Origin of the sequence: Caldisalinibacter kiritimatiensis, from assembly GCF_000387765.1 — a bacterium.
Lineage (GTDB): Bacteria > Bacillota > Clostridia > Tissierellales > Caldisalinibacteraceae > Caldisalinibacter > Caldisalinibacter kiritimatiensis.
On the sequence record NZ_ARZA01000070.1, the window covers coordinates 12217 to 31808 of the forward strand.

Below are 19592 nucleotides of genomic sequence, written 5' to 3' on the forward strand. Positions count from 1 at the left end.
AACTCTATTAGTTTGAAGGGGGAGGGAATTAAGTAATGCAAGTGCCTATGTCAAATTATCTTCAAGACCAAAAAAGTACGCTAAAAAAATTAATAGAAATTTTATCTGACAGATATGAATACGTTTCAGTTTTAGGAACAGACACTTACGGTACACAGTACTCTGTCCAAAAAACTGGCATAGACATATCGGATTCAATGTGGACAGAAAGAGGATTTGTAATAAGAGTACATAATGGAATTAATTACTCTGAATTTTCTTTCAACGAAATATCTGAAGACAACTTAGATTCCTTGATAACAAATATTACAACTAAGCTTGAAAACGATATCAACAGCTTAAAAAATTCTTCTATTGAGATAAGCGATTACCCTGTTATTCAAGAAGAACCAATTAAAAAAAGCTTTTTTGGCTCAGTAAAAATAATGCCTAAAGATGTAAGCGCCAAAGAAAAAATCGAAAGATTAGTTGCTATTAAAGAAAAAGCATTAGATTTATCTGAATACTTAGTAGACTTTAGAGTTGCCTATGAAGAAGTGCATATTTCAAAATTATTTATTTCAAATAAAAAAGAATTGGAACAATCCTATATATGGTCTCAAGGATATTTAGTTCCTATTGTACGTAAAGAAAATATAACTAAATTTGCCCACAAAGGATATTCAGGACTCAAAGGTGTTGAGTTAATAGATGAATTAGAGTCTAACGTTGAAGATGTAGTTTCCTATGGAGTTAAGTTATTAGATGCAAAAAAGGTCACTCCTGGGGAATATGATATTATTTGCGCTCCAGATATTACAGGTTTAATTGCCCATGAAGCCTTTGGACACGGTGTTGAAATGGATATGTTTGTTAAGAATAGAGCCAAAGCAGTAGAATATATAGATAAACCTGTCGCATCTAATCTAGTAACAATGCATGACGGTGCTTTAGCCGCTAAAGAAGTTTCTTCTTATTTCTTCGATGATGAGGGTACTTTGGGAACTGATACTATAATAATTGATAATGGAATCCTAAAGACTGGTATTTCTGATTTATTATCAGCTCTCAAATTAGGTACTAAACCTACTGGTAACGGTAAAAGAGAATCCTTTGAGCGTAAAGCATATGCAAGAATGACTAACACATTCATAGCAGCTGGAAATGATACTTTAGAAGATATGATAGCTTCAATTAAAAACGGCTACTTATTAGAAGGACTTATGAGTGGTATGGAAGACCCTAAAAATTGGGGAATCCAATGTATGATTTTGCAGGGTAAGGAGATAAAGGACGGTAAACTTACTGGAAATATCGTCTCCCCTGTTATTCTAACTGGATATGTACCTGAGCTTTTAAAATCCATATCAATGGTTTCAGAAAAAGTAGAGCTATCGGGTACTGGCTACTGTGGTAAAGGATATAAAGAATTTGTTAAAACATCTAATGGTGGTCCATATATCAAAGCAAGGGGGAGGTTAGGATAATGCTAGATAAGATTAAAAATATACTTTCTCAAATAAAAGAAATAGATGATTGGTCTATAATTGAAAAGAAAGTAGAATCAAGTGAGCTTTTCTTTATAAAAAAAGAACTAGACATGAATCGAGGTAAAAAGGTTCATCATTTTAAAGTAACTGTTTATAAAGACTTTAATCAAGACGGAAAAAAATATAAAGGGTCATCTACAATAAATATTCATCCAACAATGAATGAATCAGAAATAAAAACTGCTTTAGAAAAGGCAGCTTTCGCAGCTAAATTTGTTAAAAATGAATTTTACTCATTAGTTGAGCCTTCAGAAGAAAAACCTATTAATGTAGAAAGTAAATTTGAAAATGGTCAATTTTCTGATTGGCTGCCTAAATTAACTGATGCGATATATAAAGAAGATGTTCATGATAATGGAGCGATAAATTCCGCAGAACTATTCTTAAATAAGATATATACCCGTAATGTAAATTCAAAGGGATTAGATGTAAATTACACAAAATATAAAGGTGAATTAGAGTTTATCACAAACTGGAAAGAACAGTCTGAAGAAATTGAACTTTATAAGGACATAAAATTTGCAGATTTTGCTCCTGAAATGATTTCAGAAAAAGTAAAAGAGATGCTATTATTTAGTAAACAAAAGGCAATAGCCAAGCCAACTCCTTCTTTAAATAAAATACCAGTAATACTAACAGGTGAACCTATTCAAGAGTTCTTAAATTACTACTATATTCAATCAAATGGTAGATATGTTTATGAAGGTATATCTACTTTAAAGCTAAATGAAAATGTTCAAGGTGATTCCGTTGAAGGAGATTTAATTAGCTTAAGATTAGACCCTAACCTTAAAAACTCCACAGAATCAGCTCCTTACGACAAATTTGGTACACTTTTGAAACCAGTTTCCATAATCAAAAAAGGTATATTAAATAAATATTGGGCCGATAATAGATATGCTCAATATATTGGTATAAATCCTACAGGAGAAATTAATAATATTGTTTTTGAAGGCGGTAGTAAATCTGTTAAAGATTTTAAACAAAAACCCTATTTAGAACTAATTGCCTTCTCAGACTTTCAAATGAATCCTTTAACAGGAGATTTTGGTGGCGAAATTAGATTAGGCTTCTATTTCAACGGTAAAGAAACTATACCTGTTACTGGTGGCTCTATTTCAGGCAATATAAACGAAGTAAAACAAAAGATGTATTTATCTAAGGAAATTCAAGAAAATAATAATTTTGTAGGACCAAAATCTATACAATTATTTAATGTAACAATAGCAAGCTAAAAAACGACTAAAGTTGCCCTTCAGATACTAATTATTGAAAAAAGAGAGCTATGCTTAATTAAGCATAGCTCTCTTTTTTATTTCTTTAAAAACTTAGAAAACCAATTACTACCTTTTTTGTTCTCTATTGTATAAGGGTTATCTATCTCTATATCCATTTCTATACATATCTTAAGTATCTCTTCCTTTTTATCACACGGAAACTCTGCAGCTGTACCGCAACTAGAGCTCACCTGTCTTGGCACAGGCATTAATCTTACATCATACCCCTTTGTCTTTAAAGCCTTTTCAAAATTTAATGCATGATGTGTTGAGTGAAATGTCATTACACAATAATTATCTTTCATATTATCACCTATTTATTTATTGTTATGATATATTCTTCATCCTTCTCTTCTACCTCTACATTAAATCCTCTTCCCTCTACAAATCTCTTAATATTTTCAACTGCAACCATTGCATCTACTAATACTTGTATTTTTTCTCCATCATAATTATCTAAAGCATTCTTAGTCATTACTACAGGTTCAGGACAAGACCTTCCCCTTGCATCCACAGTATTATGCAACAATTTTATCTCCTCCTTTAACTTTTTTGTTGCTTTGTTTTTGTTTATATGATACTACACTAGCTGCAATTGCTAACACAACTATTAATCCAATAATTACTGCTATTTTCCCATTAGTTCCCACACCTTTAGGACTTGCTGCTAAGCCAAAATTGTGAGCAAAAGCAGCACCTACAATAAATCCTATAACAGTAATTGCAGAATCTGCATCTCCTTCACTAGCTAAGATAGTTTGTCTTAATGGACATCCTCCTAATAATACTGCTGTTAAACCTGTTAAAGTCATACCTAAAAAGTTCCAAATAAAATCATTATGTGCAACAGGTTGGTCAACAAATCCGATTTTGAAACCAGCAGGATTGAAAATTAAGTTACCTATTAAAGAAAATGCAAATATACCTATTAATCCCCATAAGAAATGATAGTCTTTAATTAAAAAAGCATCTCTGATACCACCAGCTGTACATAATCTAGTTCTTTGAATCACAGCACCTATAATTAATGCAGCTACTAATGAAATCCATACTGGAGAATGTAAAGCTCCTGGACCTTTTTCACTAAAGATTATAAAAGTTGGTTTAGCTATTAAGAAAATTAATAATATAATCGCAATTGCTGGCATAAAATAACCAGCTGCAGGTGTTTGTTTTATACTTCTTCCTAAAGTAAAACCTTTTTTAATAAACTGAATTCCTATCAAAATACCTACTATATATCCTATTAATCCTACTAATGCATTTAAATCTCCATTAGAAAGTCTTAATATCATTCTTAAAGGACAACCTAAAAACACTAATGCTCCAATCATTAAAAAGAATCCTAAAACAAAACGTATTACTGGAGAAGAACCTCCTCTAGCTTTAAATTCGTGTTTGAATTTAGCCATTATAAATGCACCTAATATGAAACCTATAATTTCAGGACGTAAATATTGTACTACACTAGCTCTATGTAACCCTAATGCCCCTGTAATATCCCTATAGAAACATGCTACACAGATTCCCATATTAGCAGGATTACCTAGTTTGACTAATAGGGCTGATAATATACCTATTAAACCACCTGAGATAATAATTTTTAACCTATTGTTCCTCATACTTTCCCCTCCATCCTTGTTATTTTTTTGACTTTTCTTACATTTTGATTATATTAAAAATTTAACAAGGTTAAAAATAATATTTTCTAATAGTTACCATTGTTTCCATAGAAAAGTTCTATGCAGAGTAATAATACTACTTTTCGGATATTAGATAATCGATATAATCGAAAGAGGGTAACGGATTATCCGTTACCCTCTTTCATTAGACCTACACCATAAATAAGTTTCTCTTATATTGACTATATAGTTTTCTAATTTCTTTCATCTTTTCATTCATCTCTTTTTGTAATTCTGAAGCTAAATCATAGTCTTTAGTAGCTAATGCAGTTCTAATTCTAGTAAATAATGATTTTCTATCTAAGCTATCCTTCATAAGATATACCTTTAGGTTATATATTTTTTCCCACATAACTACATCTAAATCAGTGGCAAATTCAACATCATGAATTCTTTTAAACTGTCTCAATATTTCAATGTTATGTTGTAATATTCTATTCTTAAGCTCTGTAATCCATCTATCTAATGTACTAAGCTCAAAGGATTTAATTATTTTCTCAGTAAATACTTCTCCATATAATAAAATTTGTTTTTTATCTTCACATTTTTGAAGATTCTTTATATTTTCCCATACTGTAGCTGGAGGCTCACCAAATATTTTATTTCTCTCTTCTTCTGTATAATATTCAAAAACATCTTCCTCGCTTCTGTATCCTCTTTCCTTCTCAAGGTAGAAGCTGTCTTCACCTGGAGCTTTAGATATTTCTTTTTCTAATTCTTTAGTGTTCTTACCACTTTCTGCTACAGCTTTAATTCCATCTAACATAGCTTGATATAAAGTAGACAATACTAAGTACGTATTTGACATTGGATTTGGTGATCTAACTTCAAATCTTGTAGCTAAAGGATTATCTAAATCTCTAATAACCCCTACCAAAATTGAGCGGTTTCTTGAAGGAGTTTCGGCATCTATTCCTAAAGAAGTAACAACACAAACAGGAGCCTCAAACCCTGGCTTTAATCTGTTAAAAGCATCATTTGATGAAGTTATAAATGGATTAATAACTTCGTAATTTTTAAGAATTCCCATTAATGCTCCATATCCAAATTCACTTAAATAATCTTCTTTCATATTTTCAGGTGAAAAAATATTTACTATCTCACCATTTTTTAATTTAACTGCAACACCAACGTGAGTATGTTCTCCACTACCTGCAACGTCTTCAAGAGGCTTAGCTGCAAAAGTAACTTCAAGCCCATGACTTCTAAATACATCTTCAACTAATTCCCTCACTACTATTTCATTATCTGCAGCTTGAAGTGCTGTACTATATTTCCAGTCAATTTCTAATTGCTCCATAACGTAACTTAATTTGCCACCAGTACCTATTTTACTAGTAACTCCTCCGACTTCTTTATGACCCATTTCAGGTTCAAATCCATACTTATCTAATAATTGTATACTCTTTTCAAGGGCAGTTCTAACAGTTCCCTGTGTTCTCTTCCAATACTGCTCCTTTAACATCTGTGAAGTCGAAAGTTTTTCAATATCTGCTCTATCGTTAGGTGTTCTAACCCACATCTCAAGCTCAGTTGCAGATGTTAATATAACATCCTCTATATCTTTATAACTCTTTATTCCTAGTTGCTTTGCAAGTTTAGGATGTTCTTTAAATATTTCAATAAGCTTTTGTTTAAAATTTTCTACAGCTCTATTCAATATTGACCTAGAATCAACTTTTTTATCATTATGAATCAAAAATGAAGGAATCTTTAATGTACCTACTGGCAATCCATTTTCTTCATAAAAGTTATCATAGTTATAATCTACAAACCAATTTGCATCTAAATCAGGCACTAAATCTACTCTTGCATTACTTAAAGTTGCAATTCCCTGCAATACAACACTAGAGCCATCCGTTTGTATACCATTTTTCAGCATATCTTCCATGTCTTCAATGAATAATTTGACTGGTATTTTTTCGTCTGTAGCATTCCCACCTATGTCTACCCCCATAAGTGACACAAACTGAATTTCAGGATGTTCTTTTAAGATTTCTATCAAGCTGTCCTTATCATGTTTAGCCGGTGGAACAACATATACTAGATTGTTCATCTTTGTATATCCTCCTCGTTTTTATACTTAATTATCTAATTATAACATAAATTTAATAGGATACGAAACACAATGTATAAATTTCATTATTTGGAATATAATACATTTTGATATCAAAATGTAAGGAGGTATATTATGTCAAAAACTATTATGGGTATTCAAGTAGATGACAGATTTGAAGAAGTTCAAGAAATGCAAAGAGTTCTTACAAATTTCGGAGATATTATTAAAACTAGATTAGGATTACATCAGCAACAGGAAAATGATATGTTTAATACAAAGAAAGGTCTAATACTGTTAGAATTAGTTGAAGATAGCGGTAATAGAAGCTCTGAATTGGAAAAAAATTTAGAAGGAATAAAAAATATACAAGTTAGATCTATGAGATTTCAATAAAAAACAGCAGCTTAAAGCTGCTGTTTTAAGATATTATTCTTGTGGTAACCAACTGTTAACTAATTCCTCGTTTTCTTCCATCCATTTTTTAGCTACAACATCTGGCTCCTCATCACTATCTGCTATCATACCCATCAAACTACCTAATTGCTGGTCATTTAATTTAAAGTTTCTAAAAAGCTCTGCAACCTCTGGCATATCTTCCTCTAATCCTTTTCTTGCCATTGTATGGATGTTTTCTACTTCTCCATAAACCTTTTTAGGGTCATCTAGGAATTTTAAATCATATCTAGCAAATTTCCAATGTGGTTTCCATCCTGTAACAATAATGTTCTCATTATTGTCTATTGCATCTTTTAAAGAAGCAGTCATTACAGGACCACTACCAGCAAGTAAGTCATAGTCTAGTCCATACTCTTCAATAGCTTTGTTTGTAGCGTTCATAATACCTGCTCCTGAATCTATACCAATAATTTCACCATTAAACTTATCTTTAACTGAATTTAATTCTTCAATACTATTAATTTCAACATATTCAGGTACAACTAATCCTATACGTGCTCCTTCAAAATTATATCCTAAATCCACTAAATCGTCCTTATATTTTTCTAAATAGCTTTCATGGGTAACTGGCAACCACGCATCTAAGAATGCATCATAATCTCCATTTGCTATAGAAGTAAAAATAACACCTGGGTCTGCCATTGTCATTTCAACTTCATATCCCATTTTTTCCTCTAATACAGCCTTCATTAAATTAGTCATGGCTACACCTTCAGCCCAGTTAACATATGCTAGTTTGACAGTATCCTTTTCTTCAGTTTGGTTGCTACATCCTGAGAATAATACTGTACCTAATAAAACTACTAATAACATTAAAGTAATGATTTTTGTAAATCTCCTCATTAAATAATCCTCCTTGAAATTTTTATATTATAACTCAGACTAATGAAAATATATTATTCAGCAGTTTTTCCTAAAGCCTGAGTTATTCTATCTAATATCATTGCAAGTATTACTACAGACACACCACTTTCAAAACCTAATCCAATCTCTAACTGCGTAATTCCAGTTAATACTTTTTCACCAAGTCCTTTAGCACCAATCATTGCTGCAATAACTACCATAGATAGTGACAACATTATTGTCTGATTTACACCCGCTAATATTGTTGGTAACGCCATCGGTAACTGTACTTTAAAAAGCATTTGTCTTGATGTCGAACCAAATGATTTTGCAGCTTCAATAACATCAGTTGGAACCTGACGTATCCCTAAATTCGTAAGTCTTACAACTGGTGGAGTAGCAAATATAACAGTTGCTACTGCTCCAGGTACTTTCCCCATTTTAAAGAATAATACTGCTGGAATTAAATACACAAAAGCCGGCATAGTCTGCATAAAATCTAAAATAGGTCTTAATATTCTGTCTACCACATTATTCCTTGAAGCCCAAATTCCCAAAGGAACTCCTATAAGAAGTGCAACTAATGCAGATACTATAACCAAAGCCAAAGTCTGCATAGTTTCTTCCCATAGCTCCATTCCAACTATAAGGCCTAATCCTATAAAGGTAAATATAGCAATCCTTCTATCTGAAAGCTTCCAAGCTAAAAGAGATAATATGATAATAATTACAATACTAGGTGGGAATAAAAAAATATTCTCAAATCCAGAAATAATAAAAGTTAATATATTACTTATAGCATCGAAAAATGGCTCTAAATTATTCTGTAACCATTCAACGATTAATTCAAATGTACTTCCAATAGGTAAATCTATCAAATTAATCCTCCTCTCCTACAATACCAGAAATTAGTGAAGCTCTAACAATTATTCCTAATAATTTATTATTATCATCTATAACAGCAATAGGATATTGGGAATCTGTTGCCAAATGCATTAAATCAATTATTGGAGTATCTGGAGATGTGGTAGGAACATCTGTGACTAGAATTTCTTCAAGGCTAGTTTTCTTTTGCTTAATCATTTCTGCAACGTCATCTACATTTACTATTCCTTTTAGCTTTCTATTTTTATCGGTAACATATACACTTGATATTTTCTGTTCATTCATTCTTTTAAGCGCTACTCTCGGACCATCTTTAGTAGTTACTAATGCATCCGGTTTTATCATTACTGAAGAAGCCGATACTACCTTTGACCTATTTACATCCTTAACAAAATCCCTAACATATTCATTAGCTGGATTAGTAAGAATACCTTCTGGAGTTCCTATTTGAACTACTTGTCCATCCTTCATAACCGCAATTCTATCTCCTAGTTTCAACGCTTCATCTAAATCATGTGTAATGAAAATTATTGTTTTGTGCATTCTTGACTGTAATTCTAACAATTCTTCTTGCATTTCAGTTCTGATTAATGGGTCTAATGCACTAAAAGCTTCATCCATGAGTAAAATATCTGGGTCTGTTGCTAAAGCTCTTGCTAAACCTACCCTCTGCTGCATACCTCCACTTAGTTCATGAGGCATTTGTTTTTCATATCCTTTTAGTCCAACTAACTCTAAAGCTTCATATGCTTTTTTTCTTCTAGCTTTCTCATCAACCCCTTGCACTTCTAAACCATACTCAACATTATCTAATACGCTACGATGTGGAAAAAGTCCAAACTTTTGAAATACCATAGCTATTTTCTTACGGCGCATTTCTAATAGTTTATCTTTTTCTGCCTTTATAATACTATCACCATCAATGAGTACTTCCCCTGATGTCGGTTCTATGAGGCGATTTAAGCACCTAATCAATGTGGATTTCCCACTACCTGATAATCCCATTACTACAAAGAATTCACCTTTTTTAACTTTAAAGCTTACATCATTGACCCCTATTGTATTCCCAGTTTTTACAAGTATTTCTTCCTTTGATAGACCCTTCTCTAACAAAGAAAATACTTTTTTAGGATGGGGGCCAAAAACCTTGTACAAATTTTTAACCTCAACCTGGTACATTGTATACCTCCTTTATAATAAAAAAAGAAATCATTTTAAAATGATTTCTTTTTAAAATTGTATATTTCATAAGTTAAAATATTACATACCAAATAGTAAAATGCGCACAATTAAGCACATTATTAGTTTATCAGTTATGATTTATTATTTCAAATATCCTATATTGTGATATACCAATCTATGGATGTCTATAATATCCTTAAACAACTATAGAGCTTGAATACTCTTTATTACTGGCTTTAAGTCCGATATAGTCCAGAATTCGGATGATTTATACGTTTTTGTAAAATCGTGGTCTGGTTTCCTCATTCTATAGAATTTAATCAGTAAAAACTTCATACAATATTAACTGTATTTATGTTGTGCTTATAAAATTAAAATGTTAAAATTTAATAGCTATAATAAAAACTTACTAAAACTTAAATAGGCAAGGAGAAGATTAATATGAAAAATTATAGTGTTTTTGATATATTAGGTCCTATTATGATAGGTCCATCTAGCTCTCATACAGCTGGAGCAGCTAGATTAGGAAAAGTAGCAAGATATATTGTAGGAACTAGCTTTAAGTCTGTAACCTTTTATCTTCATGGTTCCTTTGCAAAAACTTATAAAGGCCATGGTACTGATAGAGCCTTAGTAGCAGGCGTACTAGGTATGGAGCCCCATGACGAAAGGCTAAGGAATTCTTTAAATATTGCCAAAAAAAGGGGTATAAATATAGAATTTATTGAAACCGACTTAGGATATGCACATCCTAACACAGTGAAAATAGTTTTTACTAAAGAAGATGACAATAAAATTGAAATTACTGGTTCTTCAATTGGTGGAGGTAATATACTTATAACAAATATCGATGGTTATAATGTTAAGTTTACAGGTGAATATCCAACCCTTTTCATAAGACAATATGATAAAAAAGGAGTTATAAGCAGAGTTTCAACTGTACTAGCTCAAAATGATATAAACATCGCAACTATGAAAGTAAATCGTAAAGACCGCGGGGTAGAAGCTTCAATGATTATAGAAACCGACGATGAACTGTCAAATGAATTAGTAAAAGAACTAACTAAAATAGAAAATATAATATCAGTCAGAGCTATAAACCCAATTAAAGAGGAGGTTTAGTATGTACAACAGTGGAAAAGAACTACTGACACTTACTAAAGAAAGAAATTGTAAAATATCAGAAATTGTAATAGAAAAAGAATGTAAATTAACAGGATTAAGTATAAATGATGTGAGAAATAAAATGAAGAATAACCTTGAAGTTATGAGAGAATCAGCAAAATTAGGTCTAGAACAAGATATTAAATCTGTAGGTGGCATCATAGGCGGAGATGCTAAACGAGTTAATGACTATAGAATGTCACAAAAAACTTTATGTGGTGATACTATAAATAAGGCTATGGCACGTGCATTATCTTGTTCAGAAGTAAATGCATCAATGGGAAGAATATGTGCTGCACCAACTGCCGGCTCTGCTGGAATAATACCAGCTACTATAATTACAGCTAGCGAAGTATTAAACTCTACTGATGAAGAAATAATAAACGCTTTATTTACCGCTTCTGGTATAGGAGAAATAATAGCTAAAAATGCTACTCTTTCTGGAGCAGAAGGAGGTTGTCAAGCTGAATGTGGTTCAGCTTCTGCTATGGCAGCAGCTGCTATCGTTGAAATGGCAGGTGGCTCACCAGAAATGTCATTACATGCAGCAGCAACTGCTATAAAGAATGTAATGGGACTTATTTGTGACCCAATAGCAGGACTTGTAGAAGCACCATGTACAAAAAGAAATGCATCAGGTACTATTAATGCACTGTTATCAGCAGATTTAGCTTTAGCTGGAGTAAAAAGCATAATCCCATTCGATGAAGTAATTGAAGCTATGTATAAGGTGGGCAAATCCCTTCCCCATGAGCTCAGAGAAACTGCTTTAGGTGGAGTTGCAGCAACTGAAACTGGAATTAAGATAAAGGAAAAAATATTTGGAAAGTAAATCTATAACTTGAGGGACGTAGGCATCCCTCAAGAACCAAATGTATTTTTTATAGTCGATGAACGCCCAAGTTCATCGACTATAATACTCCATTCTCAATTGTCAATTGTATTCTTTACCTTCTTTCCTTGATAACTATCTCTTCTCTTTAACTCTTTATCTATACCTGATAATACAGCTAACTTGTGTAAGCTCCACCTAGGTCCAACCAATAAATCCTTTGCTCCATCTCCTGTTAAACGATGAATAACCATTTCTGGAGGTAATAATTCTAAAGCGTCTACAACTAATGAAATATATTCTTCTTTAGATAAAAGTGGAAAAGGATGCTTATAATAGTACTCACATAAATCTGTATTTTTTAATATATGAAGCAGATGAAGCTTAACTCCTTGAATATCCTTTTTGGCCACATATTTTACTGTTTCTAATATATCTTCTCTAGTTTCATTAGGTAGTCCTAAAATAAGATGTGTAACTATATTTATATTTCTTTTTCTCAATTTATCCACTGCTTCTTCAAAACAAGATAAGTCATACCCTCTTCTTATTAACTTTGCTGTTTTTTCATGAATTGATTGTAATCCAAGCTCTACCCATAAATAAGTCTTTTTACTAAGCTCTTCTAATAAGTCTAATACATCATCAGGTAAACAATCAGGTCTTGTTGCTATAGCTAATCCTACTACCCCTTTATAAGAAATGGCTTCTATATATTTTCTTCTCAAGTCTTCAACAGTAGAATAAGTGTTAGTGAAGTTTTGAAAATACGCTATATATTTACCAGTTTTCCATTTAGGTGATAAAAATTCTATCTGTTGTTTAATCTGCTTAGTAATACTTAATCTTCTAGGAGCTGCAAACTCCCCTGAACCTTCTTCGCTACAAAAAAGACATCCTCTTCTTCCAATAGTTCCATCTCTATTTGGACAAGTAAATCCACCATCAAGGGATAATTTAATTACCTTTTGTCCAAATTGCTTTCTCAACTCATAGTTTAATGAATGATACCTTTTATCTCCCCATCTCATATAGCATCTCCTACCTTATTTGTTATTTTTCCTCTTCTTACGAGTAATCATATGTCTTTGGGGTTGTAATGTTATTTCTGTAACAACAGTTCCATATCTTTGGACTAAAATTGTCTCTACTGCATTTGCTACACACTCAGGTGTTATATAGCTTTCTTCAATATCTCCTTCTCTAAAATCAAGATGTTCATAAAAAGGAGTCTTAGTCATATCAGGATAAATAGTTACAACTTTAACTCCTTTTTTTCTAGTCTCATCAAATAAGCTTCTACTGAAATGTGCCAATCCAGCTTTAGTAGCAGCATAAGCACATCCATAGGTGCTGGATTTTTTGGCAGTTATAGAAGATATATTTATAACATATCCCGAGGTCTTTTTTAAGTCCCTTAATAACAATTGGGTTAACACCAAAGGTGCCTCTAAATTAGTAGCCACCATTGTATGGATTTTTTTAGGATTAAGCTCTTCATGGGGACCAAAATATCCTACTCCCGCATTATTTACAAGTATATATATTTCTTCCTTTTTTCTTATCTTTTTTATTTTCTCTGCAAGTTTATAAGTTTCAGTTATATCGCATACAACCTCTATGAAATTATCATTTTCTATTCGAGCTTTAGAAAAATTTCTTGCAATACCATAGACTCTATATCCAAGGTCTAGAAGTTTTTTGGTTATTTCAAGACCTATCCCCGAAGAAGCTCCTGTAACTATAGCTGTCTTCATTATTATCTTCCTTTCAAATGTATATTTTTTCCTTTGTCACATACTTATTTACCTTATTATAAACAAAGTTTATCATCTGTTCAGTATGTTCTTTAGTATAGCTACATACCCCATTTTTACATTCAAAGGGATAAGCTAATAGCATAGAATTTGTTCTCTCTTTTTTAATCCTCTTTAAATAATCCTTCGATACTCTGAAAACTCCAATGCTAATATCATGTATTTGTTCAACAGGAACAACATCAAAAGTCTTATCTATACATTTACTATAATGCTTTCTCCATTCCTTTATATACAATAGTGGGTCAAAACACAATCGCACTTTCCATCCTTTATCCATTGCACTACGAACACTTTTAAGTCTATTATCTAAAGAAGGAGTTCCCTTCTCATATTGAACTATAACCTTGTCGGGTGAAATTGTCCATGCTAAAATAACGTTATTTAATGGTTTTATATGGCTTATTGCATTAAAATTAGCACTCTTCGTTCTAAGCTCAAGCTTTAAGTCTGAATGTTTGCTTGCAAATTCCATCCATTTTGATGTATAAGAGGTCAACCCTTCAAAGGCTAATAAATCAGTCTCATAGGAAATACTAAGATATACAGGATGCTTTTCAAGTAATTTTTCTATTTCATTAAAAATGTCTTCAATATTTACAAAAACTACAACGTTAGCCGATGAATACATCCCCTGCAAATAACAATATTCACAGTTATATATGCAATTCATTATAGAAGAAGTGTAATAAAAATGCTGGTTACCGAAGTCTTCACAAACTTCTGCTCCTTTATATACTAAATTATCTTCCTTAACAGCTAATATTAATTTAGGGCTATTTTTTTGTAGTACAAAGCTTTGATGTCCCCTAGAAAATACATCTTTATAGTGGTCTATTTCTATCTTAATAGCATCTTTAAATTTAGACAAAATTTCCTTTGTATTTAGATAATCCTTAGCCTTTTTTTCAATATAAATGTGAGAAAAACTAGAATTCCATAAGTTGTTCTTTAAGCTTTGCAAAATAACTCTTCCCTTCTCTTTTAGACTCACATTTTAGTGATATTAATGGTTTAACTACTTCTAATAAGTTACCTTCCCTGATTTTATACATCTTAGCTAATTGTATTAATTGATGATTCATTGTAGTCGATAACTTTAGATTTTCACTTATTTGTTGAAGTACATTCTTTTCTTCATCTGTAAGGATACTTCTTTTAGGTGTTATAGCTTTATGTCTACTTAATATCCACCTAATAATGATATCTGTATTTTTGTTAACAATGTGTTCTACTTCTTCAGGTTTTATATTATCAGGCTCTAAAAAATCAGATACTATTTTTATACAATTTATTTGATGTGGTGGCAAAAAAGTTGATGCTGCCTCGTACGCTGCTGCTCCCTCCATATCTACTAAATCACCTTTAACATCTTCTAACATATCCTTTGTAACTACTTTAGAAAAACTCTCTAATACTCCTTCTTTAAATGGATGTCTAAATAACATATCAGGATAAAAAATTTTCTTGGAATCATGATTTATAATTTTATGACATAAAAATACTTCACCTGATTTTATCTCTTTATCGGTGGAACCACATACTCCAACGTTTATAAACAAATCAGTAGAGTTTGCATTATATTTTGTAAGCAGATATGTTGTGGCAATTGAAGATGCCATCACCCCTACCCCACTTATAATGAGTGCTACTTCATTATTTTTAAATACTTGAAATCTTTTTATGTCATTATCTCTTTTTAATGCTAATTTTGAAATAAAAGGTTTAGCTTCATAGTACATTGCTACCGTTATATATATCATAAATTTCACCTTCTTAATTGGATGTGTTAAATCGTAAACTACTCACTATTGAGAATACTTCAAATATTGTTATTTGTCTAGGGTCAAAAAGCAGCAAAGCTGCTTTTTAGAGAACAGTTTACTAGAAACAGTGGACAGGAAAGACAATGTGCTGGAAGACGTAAAAAATAAGAACAATGTCGACTTCGTCGATTTGTTAGTTAGTAGTTCGTTGTTAGTAGTTTTAAAATCATATTTTATCCACAATTTTAATCTGTTGATAATTATAGAGTAAAATGGTGAATTTGAGGTAACTCTCTTCCGCCACCTCCTCATCAAATCGTACGTGAGATTCTTTCTCATACGGCTTTTAACTAGTAGCAAGACGTTTTAATCCCATACCATTTATCATTTTGGCTATCTTATAATATTCCTTCTTCCATGCTTTTTCAAGTATATCCATTCGATATACCTTGTCGTATAAGGCATGAAATCTTCTTGTCTTACTTGCCTTGACTGATAAGTATAGTTTTATTTGAAATTCTCGAACTTTATCTATGGTGTTGTTAGTCCTTTGGACATTCACTCGCTCTTACCTCCTTATAAAACACTAGCTAAGTAGGGCACCTTTCCTAGAATAGGTTTTGTTATCCTATTCATTATAGGTACTATGTCCCCCTCCGACTCCCTCTCTGCTAGATTGTAATTTCACCTATTGGCTTATATACATCTACTTTTACAGCTATCGCTGTGCAGAGTAAGGCCTCCCCAGTTCCGTAATTTACTTTCGATACATACCAATCTCCGTACACTGGAGGATTCTTCTGTGTTGTAATCCAAGTTCTCCACACATTCCATGGACTTCGTCCTATAGAAAGGGCCTTGCCACCCTCTTCTCTCCCCTAACGGGGTTTTTCTAACATTGCTGCAGGATTCACTTTATGTTACGGTCTGCATCTTTGCTAGCACCACAAAGGTACATTTTCGAAACACTTCAACACCATCATCTCTGATGGCACTGGTCTTATAGCTACTAGGCTCCTTGGCAACTACCTAGACTGGACTTTCACCAGTAAGCAAATTACAGCTTTACTGGGCACGCTCCTACTTAATATAAATAAAGTGGCCGCATTGCGGCCACTTTATTTATATTAGTTTTTCGATGGAAAGTTAACCCATTAATACTTTTACTCTATGTTCTTTTCCATCTTTGAAATCTGGAAGCACATTGTTTTCTATTAATTTTCCATCTACATATATTTCCTTTATTCCTCTATTTACATGAGCACTATTATTAACATTTATTAAATAAGTTGCACCTCTAAACTGTCTTCTATAAGTAAATCCATCCCATTCTTTTGGAATACTTGGGTCAATTAACAATCCCTCATAGGTCGGTCTTACTCCTAAAATCCAATGAGTTGCTACACGATGTAACCATTGTGAAGAACCTGTATACCAAGTCCACCCTCCTCTTCCATAGTATGGAGATAATGGTCCATCTGTATTACCAGGAGTTACATACGGTTCACACATATATCCATCTGGATTGTCTGACCTATTAGGTGGACAAATTCTTTTATAAGCTTCATATGCAAGTTCAGACTCCCCAATTAGTGTATATGCCCACACAGACCATGTAGCGGCATGTGTATAAACACCACCATTTTCTCTTAATCCAGGAGCATATCTGGTGATATATCCAATATCATTTCTTACCTTTGTATATGCAGGATATAGTAATAGTGTACCGTAGTCTTTTAATAGATACTTAGTTACAGCTTCCATGGCTTTTTTAGCTCGATCTTTATCTGCAATACCACTTATTACTGCCCAAATCTGAGGATTCAGAAAAATCTTACCCTCTTCATTCTCTTTGGAACCTACTTTTAAACCATGATCTGTTGTAGCTTGTAAATACCATTCACCATCCCAACCATATTTGTTAAGGTTTTCTTTTAATGATTCATATACAATTTTACACTTATCTGCAAACTGATAGTCGCCTCGTTCTCTTGCTATTGAAATAAATTCCTTAAGAATTTCATATAAGAACTCTCCTACCCAGAAACTTTCTCCCTTCCAATCATTACCTATAGCACTTAATCCATCATTCCAATCATGGTCTCCCATTAATGGTATGCCCCTTGGACTAAATCTATGAAAAGCTCTTTCGATAGCACGTTTGCAATGCTCGTATACTGTTGCTCTTCCACCATCTAAAAATGATACTCTTTCATCTAGTATAGTAAAGTCCTTTGTTTCTTTAAGATATGCTTCTAGAATAAATGGCAACCATAATAAATCATCTGAACACTTTGTTCTAGGGCCTCCACCTCTAATTGTAAACCACCAATGAAGCACATCTCCTTCATTAAACTGCTGCTCTGCATGCATTAGTATTTGTTTTTTTGTATATTCAGGTTTACTTATCAAGAATATCTGTGAATCCTGTAGCTGATCACGATATCCATATCCAGCACTTGTCTGATAATATGCAGATTTACCCCATAGACGACATGATATAGACTGATATTTAAGCCAAACATTAGTCATAATGTTCATTGCTTCATCTGGAGTTTTAATTTCTTCTGTATCTATAAATTGACTCCAAAATTTATGTACATCTTCAAAAGCTTTTTGTGCAGCCTCAACATTAGTATATTTGTTAGCTAATTCTTTAGGATCTTCATAGCTTTTCATTGCTGCCCCTATTGTAAACACTACTGTTTTGCTTTCACCTTTTTTTAATTCTAATTCTACCTGTAAAGAACCAGAAGCATCAACAAAACGTCCTACTCTTTGTGCTAATTTATCTTCTTTCATAGCTCTAGGACAAGACTCATGTCCATATATTCCTATAAAAGATTCCTTATCGCCATCATATGATTTAGGTCTTTCACTAACTGCATGAAAAGCTGTATATTCCCAACTAATATTATTATTTCTTCCTTTTTCATCTGGAAATCCCCACAAGTATTTATCAACTAATAGTCCATTAATGTCATCCTCATACTTTGAGTCAATAAAAATTTTGTGGAACTCTCTATGTTCATCTGGAGCAAATCCAAGTCCCCATTCGAAAAAAGTAGTAACATCTAATATTCTTTTTCTTTCACTTTCATTTGCAAGAGTTATCTCAATAATCTCTACTGGAGCATCAGGTACTACAAATACTTTCATTTTACTCTTTATACCATTAATTTTTTGATTAAAAATTGAATATCCTATACCATGTCTTACTTCATAATATTCATAATCTGCCATTACTGGCTTCCATGCAGCAGACCAAAATTCTTTAGTTTCAACATCCCTTATGTATACGTATTTACCCCAAGGGTCTTTAATTATATCCTGCATCGACCTAGTTATTCTGTTTTGTCCCGCATTTCCTCTCCAAGAATATCCACCACCAGTTTGAGAAATCATTAATGAATAATCTCCATTGCTAATAATATTAGCCCAAGGTTTTGGCGTTTTTGGTTCTGTAATTACATATTCTCTGCCATCATCTGTAAAGTAGCCATATTTGTTTTTAAATTTTCTAGCTTCTGTCATTATAATCCCTCCTCAATATCAAGCTTATCCTATTTTATTCTATTCAGTTTTTCTTCAGCAGATTTAACAGCTTCTTGGTTAAAAGCAAAAGCATCTTTCACAACTGTATAAGTTTCTTTAGCACTTTTCTTATCACCTTTCCGTAAATATAAATCCCCAACATGTAACAAAATTTCAGGTAAATACCTATTATCTAAGTTAATATATGTCTGAAAAGCCTCTTCACCAGTATGTATATCAATTTTTTCTTTTATAATTGAACTAATTTTTTCTTTTGCTTGTGTATACAATTTTGGTTTCGGTACTGCACAAGGATTTTCCCAAATCTCAACAACCTGTTGGAATCCTCCAATAAAGACATATTTTGAATTATCTTCAGATAATACTCTATCACCTTTCAAAGCAGTAATATATTTCCCTTTATTCAAATTATCCATAGCATTTCTATAGTAGTTTTGCGTTGCTATATAACATTGAACCCAAACCCATGTGTACGTAACAAGAATTACTAATGTTATAAGGGTCAAGAAACGGTGTTTCTTTATTAACGTAAACATAACTAATTC

19 protein-coding genes are annotated in these 19592 nt (G+C 32.3%); 5 read left to right on the forward strand and 14 right to left on the reverse strand.

From position 1 onward, the window contains the following. The first annotated feature begins 35 nt into the window (after window positions 1-35). Both L21TH_RS03535 and L21TH_RS03540 read left to right on the forward strand, forming a co-directional pair. Window positions 36-1466 (forward strand): TldD/PmbA family protein, encoded by a 1431-nt coding sequence (locus tag L21TH_RS03535; RefSeq protein WP_006309183.1) that lies wholly within the window; start codon window positions 36-38, stop codon window positions 1464-1466. Continuing rightward, window positions 1466-2764, forward strand: coding sequence for a metallopeptidase TldD-related protein (locus L21TH_RS03540; RefSeq protein WP_006309184.1), 1299 nt, complete (start codon window positions 1466-1468; stop codon window positions 2762-2764). The genes L21TH_RS03535 and L21TH_RS03540 overlap by 1 nt, the downstream gene beginning before the upstream one ends. 77 nt (window positions 2765-2841) lie before the next feature. Here L21TH_RS03540 and L21TH_RS03545 read toward each other — a convergent pair whose 3' ends face one another. The 4 genes from L21TH_RS03545 to L21TH_RS03560 form a co-directional block, all read right to left on the reverse strand. After that, on the reverse strand, window positions 2842-3111 hold the full coding sequence (locus tag L21TH_RS03545) for a putative Se/S carrier protein (RefSeq protein WP_006309185.1): 270 nt from the start codon (window positions 3109-3111) through the stop codon (window positions 2842-2844). Between the two features lie 8 nt (window positions 3112-3119). Next, complete coding sequence (locus L21TH_RS03550; RefSeq protein WP_242826499.1) at window positions 3120-3335, reverse strand: sulfurtransferase TusA family protein; 216 nt, start codon at window positions 3333-3335, stop codon at window positions 3120-3122. Next, window positions 3325-4428 (reverse strand): YedE family putative selenium transporter, encoded by a 1104-nt coding sequence (yedE, locus tag L21TH_RS03555; protein ID WP_006309187.1) that lies wholly within the window; start codon window positions 4426-4428, stop codon window positions 3325-3327. The genes L21TH_RS03550 and yedE overlap by 11 nt, the downstream gene beginning before the upstream one ends. A 211-nt stretch (window positions 4429-4639) precedes the next feature. Continuing rightward, window positions 4640-6544, reverse strand: coding sequence for a type I glutamate--ammonia ligase (locus L21TH_RS03560; RefSeq protein WP_006309188.1), 1905 nt, complete (start codon window positions 6542-6544; stop codon window positions 4640-4642). A gap of 135 nt (window positions 6545-6679) precedes the next feature. Here L21TH_RS03560 and L21TH_RS03565 point away from each other — a divergent pair, with 135 nt between their 5' ends. After that, complete coding sequence (locus L21TH_RS03565; RefSeq protein WP_006309189.1) at window positions 6680-6940, forward strand: hypothetical protein; 261 nt, start codon at window positions 6680-6682, stop codon at window positions 6938-6940. Between the two features lie 33 nt (window positions 6941-6973). Here L21TH_RS03565 and L21TH_RS03570 read toward each other — a convergent pair whose 3' ends face one another. Genes L21TH_RS03570 through L21TH_RS03580 form a run of 3 tightly spaced genes read right to left on the reverse strand, consistent with a single transcriptional unit; the run spans window position 6974 to window position 9910 of the window. Then, entirely contained in the window at window positions 6974-7846 is an 873-nt protein-coding gene (locus L21TH_RS03570) for a glycine betaine ABC transporter substrate-binding protein (protein ID WP_006309190.1), read from the reverse strand. 53 nt (window positions 7847-7899) lie between these two features. Then, on the reverse strand, window positions 7900-8724 hold the full coding sequence (locus tag L21TH_RS03575) for an ABC transporter permease (protein ID WP_006309191.1): 825 nt from the start codon (window positions 8722-8724) through the stop codon (window positions 7900-7902). A 1-nt stretch (window position 8725) separates the two neighbouring features. After that, complete coding sequence (locus L21TH_RS03580; protein WP_006309192.1) at window positions 8726-9910, reverse strand: quaternary amine ABC transporter ATP-binding protein; 1185 nt, start codon at window positions 9908-9910, stop codon at window positions 8726-8728. A 444-nt stretch (window positions 9911-10354) separates the two neighbouring features. Here L21TH_RS03580 and sdaAB point away from each other — a divergent pair, with 444 nt between their 5' ends. After that, complete coding sequence (sdaAB, locus tag L21TH_RS03585; RefSeq protein ID WP_006309194.1) at window positions 10355-11035, forward strand: L-serine ammonia-lyase, iron-sulfur-dependent subunit beta; 681 nt, start codon at window positions 10355-10357, stop codon at window positions 11033-11035. 1 nt (window position 11036) lies between these two features. Then, complete coding sequence (gene sdaAA / locus L21TH_RS03590) at window positions 11037-11909, forward strand: L-serine ammonia-lyase, iron-sulfur-dependent, subunit alpha (RefSeq protein ID WP_006309196.1); 873 nt, start codon at window positions 11037-11039, stop codon at window positions 11907-11909. Window positions 11910-12004: 95 nt separating this feature from the next. Here sdaAA and mnmL read toward each other — a convergent pair whose 3' ends face one another. From mnmL to L21TH_RS03625, 7 genes are all read right to left on the reverse strand, one after another. Further along, window positions 12005-12940 carry a tRNA modification radical SAM protein MnmL/YtqA gene (mnmL, locus tag L21TH_RS03595; RefSeq protein WP_006309197.1) on the reverse strand — a complete coding sequence of 312 codons (936 nt, stop codon included), beginning with the start codon at window positions 12938-12940 and terminating at the stop codon, window positions 12005-12007. 15 nt (window positions 12941-12955) lie between these two features. Beyond that, complete coding sequence (locus L21TH_RS03600) at window positions 12956-13666, reverse strand: SDR family oxidoreductase (protein ID WP_006309198.1); 711 nt, start codon at window positions 13664-13666, stop codon at window positions 12956-12958. Window positions 13667-13679: 13 nt separating this feature from the next. Then, window positions 13680-14690, reverse strand: a complete 1011-nt coding sequence (locus L21TH_RS03605; RefSeq protein WP_034429217.1) for an SPL family radical SAM protein — start codon at window positions 14688-14690, stop codon at window positions 13680-13682. Then, window positions 14656-15489 (reverse strand): 5'-methylthioadenosine/S-adenosylhomocysteine nucleosidase family protein, encoded by an 834-nt coding sequence (locus L21TH_RS03610; RefSeq protein ID WP_006309200.1) that lies wholly within the window; start codon window positions 15487-15489, stop codon window positions 14656-14658. Before L21TH_RS03610 ends, L21TH_RS03605 begins: the two co-directional genes overlap by 35 nt. A gap of 349 nt (window positions 15490-15838) precedes the next feature. After that, window positions 15839-16054 carry a hypothetical protein gene (locus L21TH_RS03615; protein ID WP_034429219.1) on the reverse strand — a complete coding sequence of 72 codons (216 nt, stop codon included), beginning with the start codon at window positions 16052-16054 and terminating at the stop codon, window positions 15839-15841. Between the two features lie 584 nt (window positions 16055-16638). Further along, window positions 16639-19026, reverse strand: a complete 2388-nt coding sequence (locus L21TH_RS03620; RefSeq protein WP_006309201.1) for a glycoside hydrolase family 94 protein — start codon at window positions 19024-19026, stop codon at window positions 16639-16641. A 29-nt stretch (window positions 19027-19055) separates the two neighbouring features. Further along, window positions 19056-19583, reverse strand: coding sequence for a tetratricopeptide repeat protein (locus tag L21TH_RS03625; protein ID WP_006309202.1), 528 nt, complete (start codon window positions 19581-19583; stop codon window positions 19056-19058). Window positions 19584-19592: the final 9 nt, after the last annotated feature.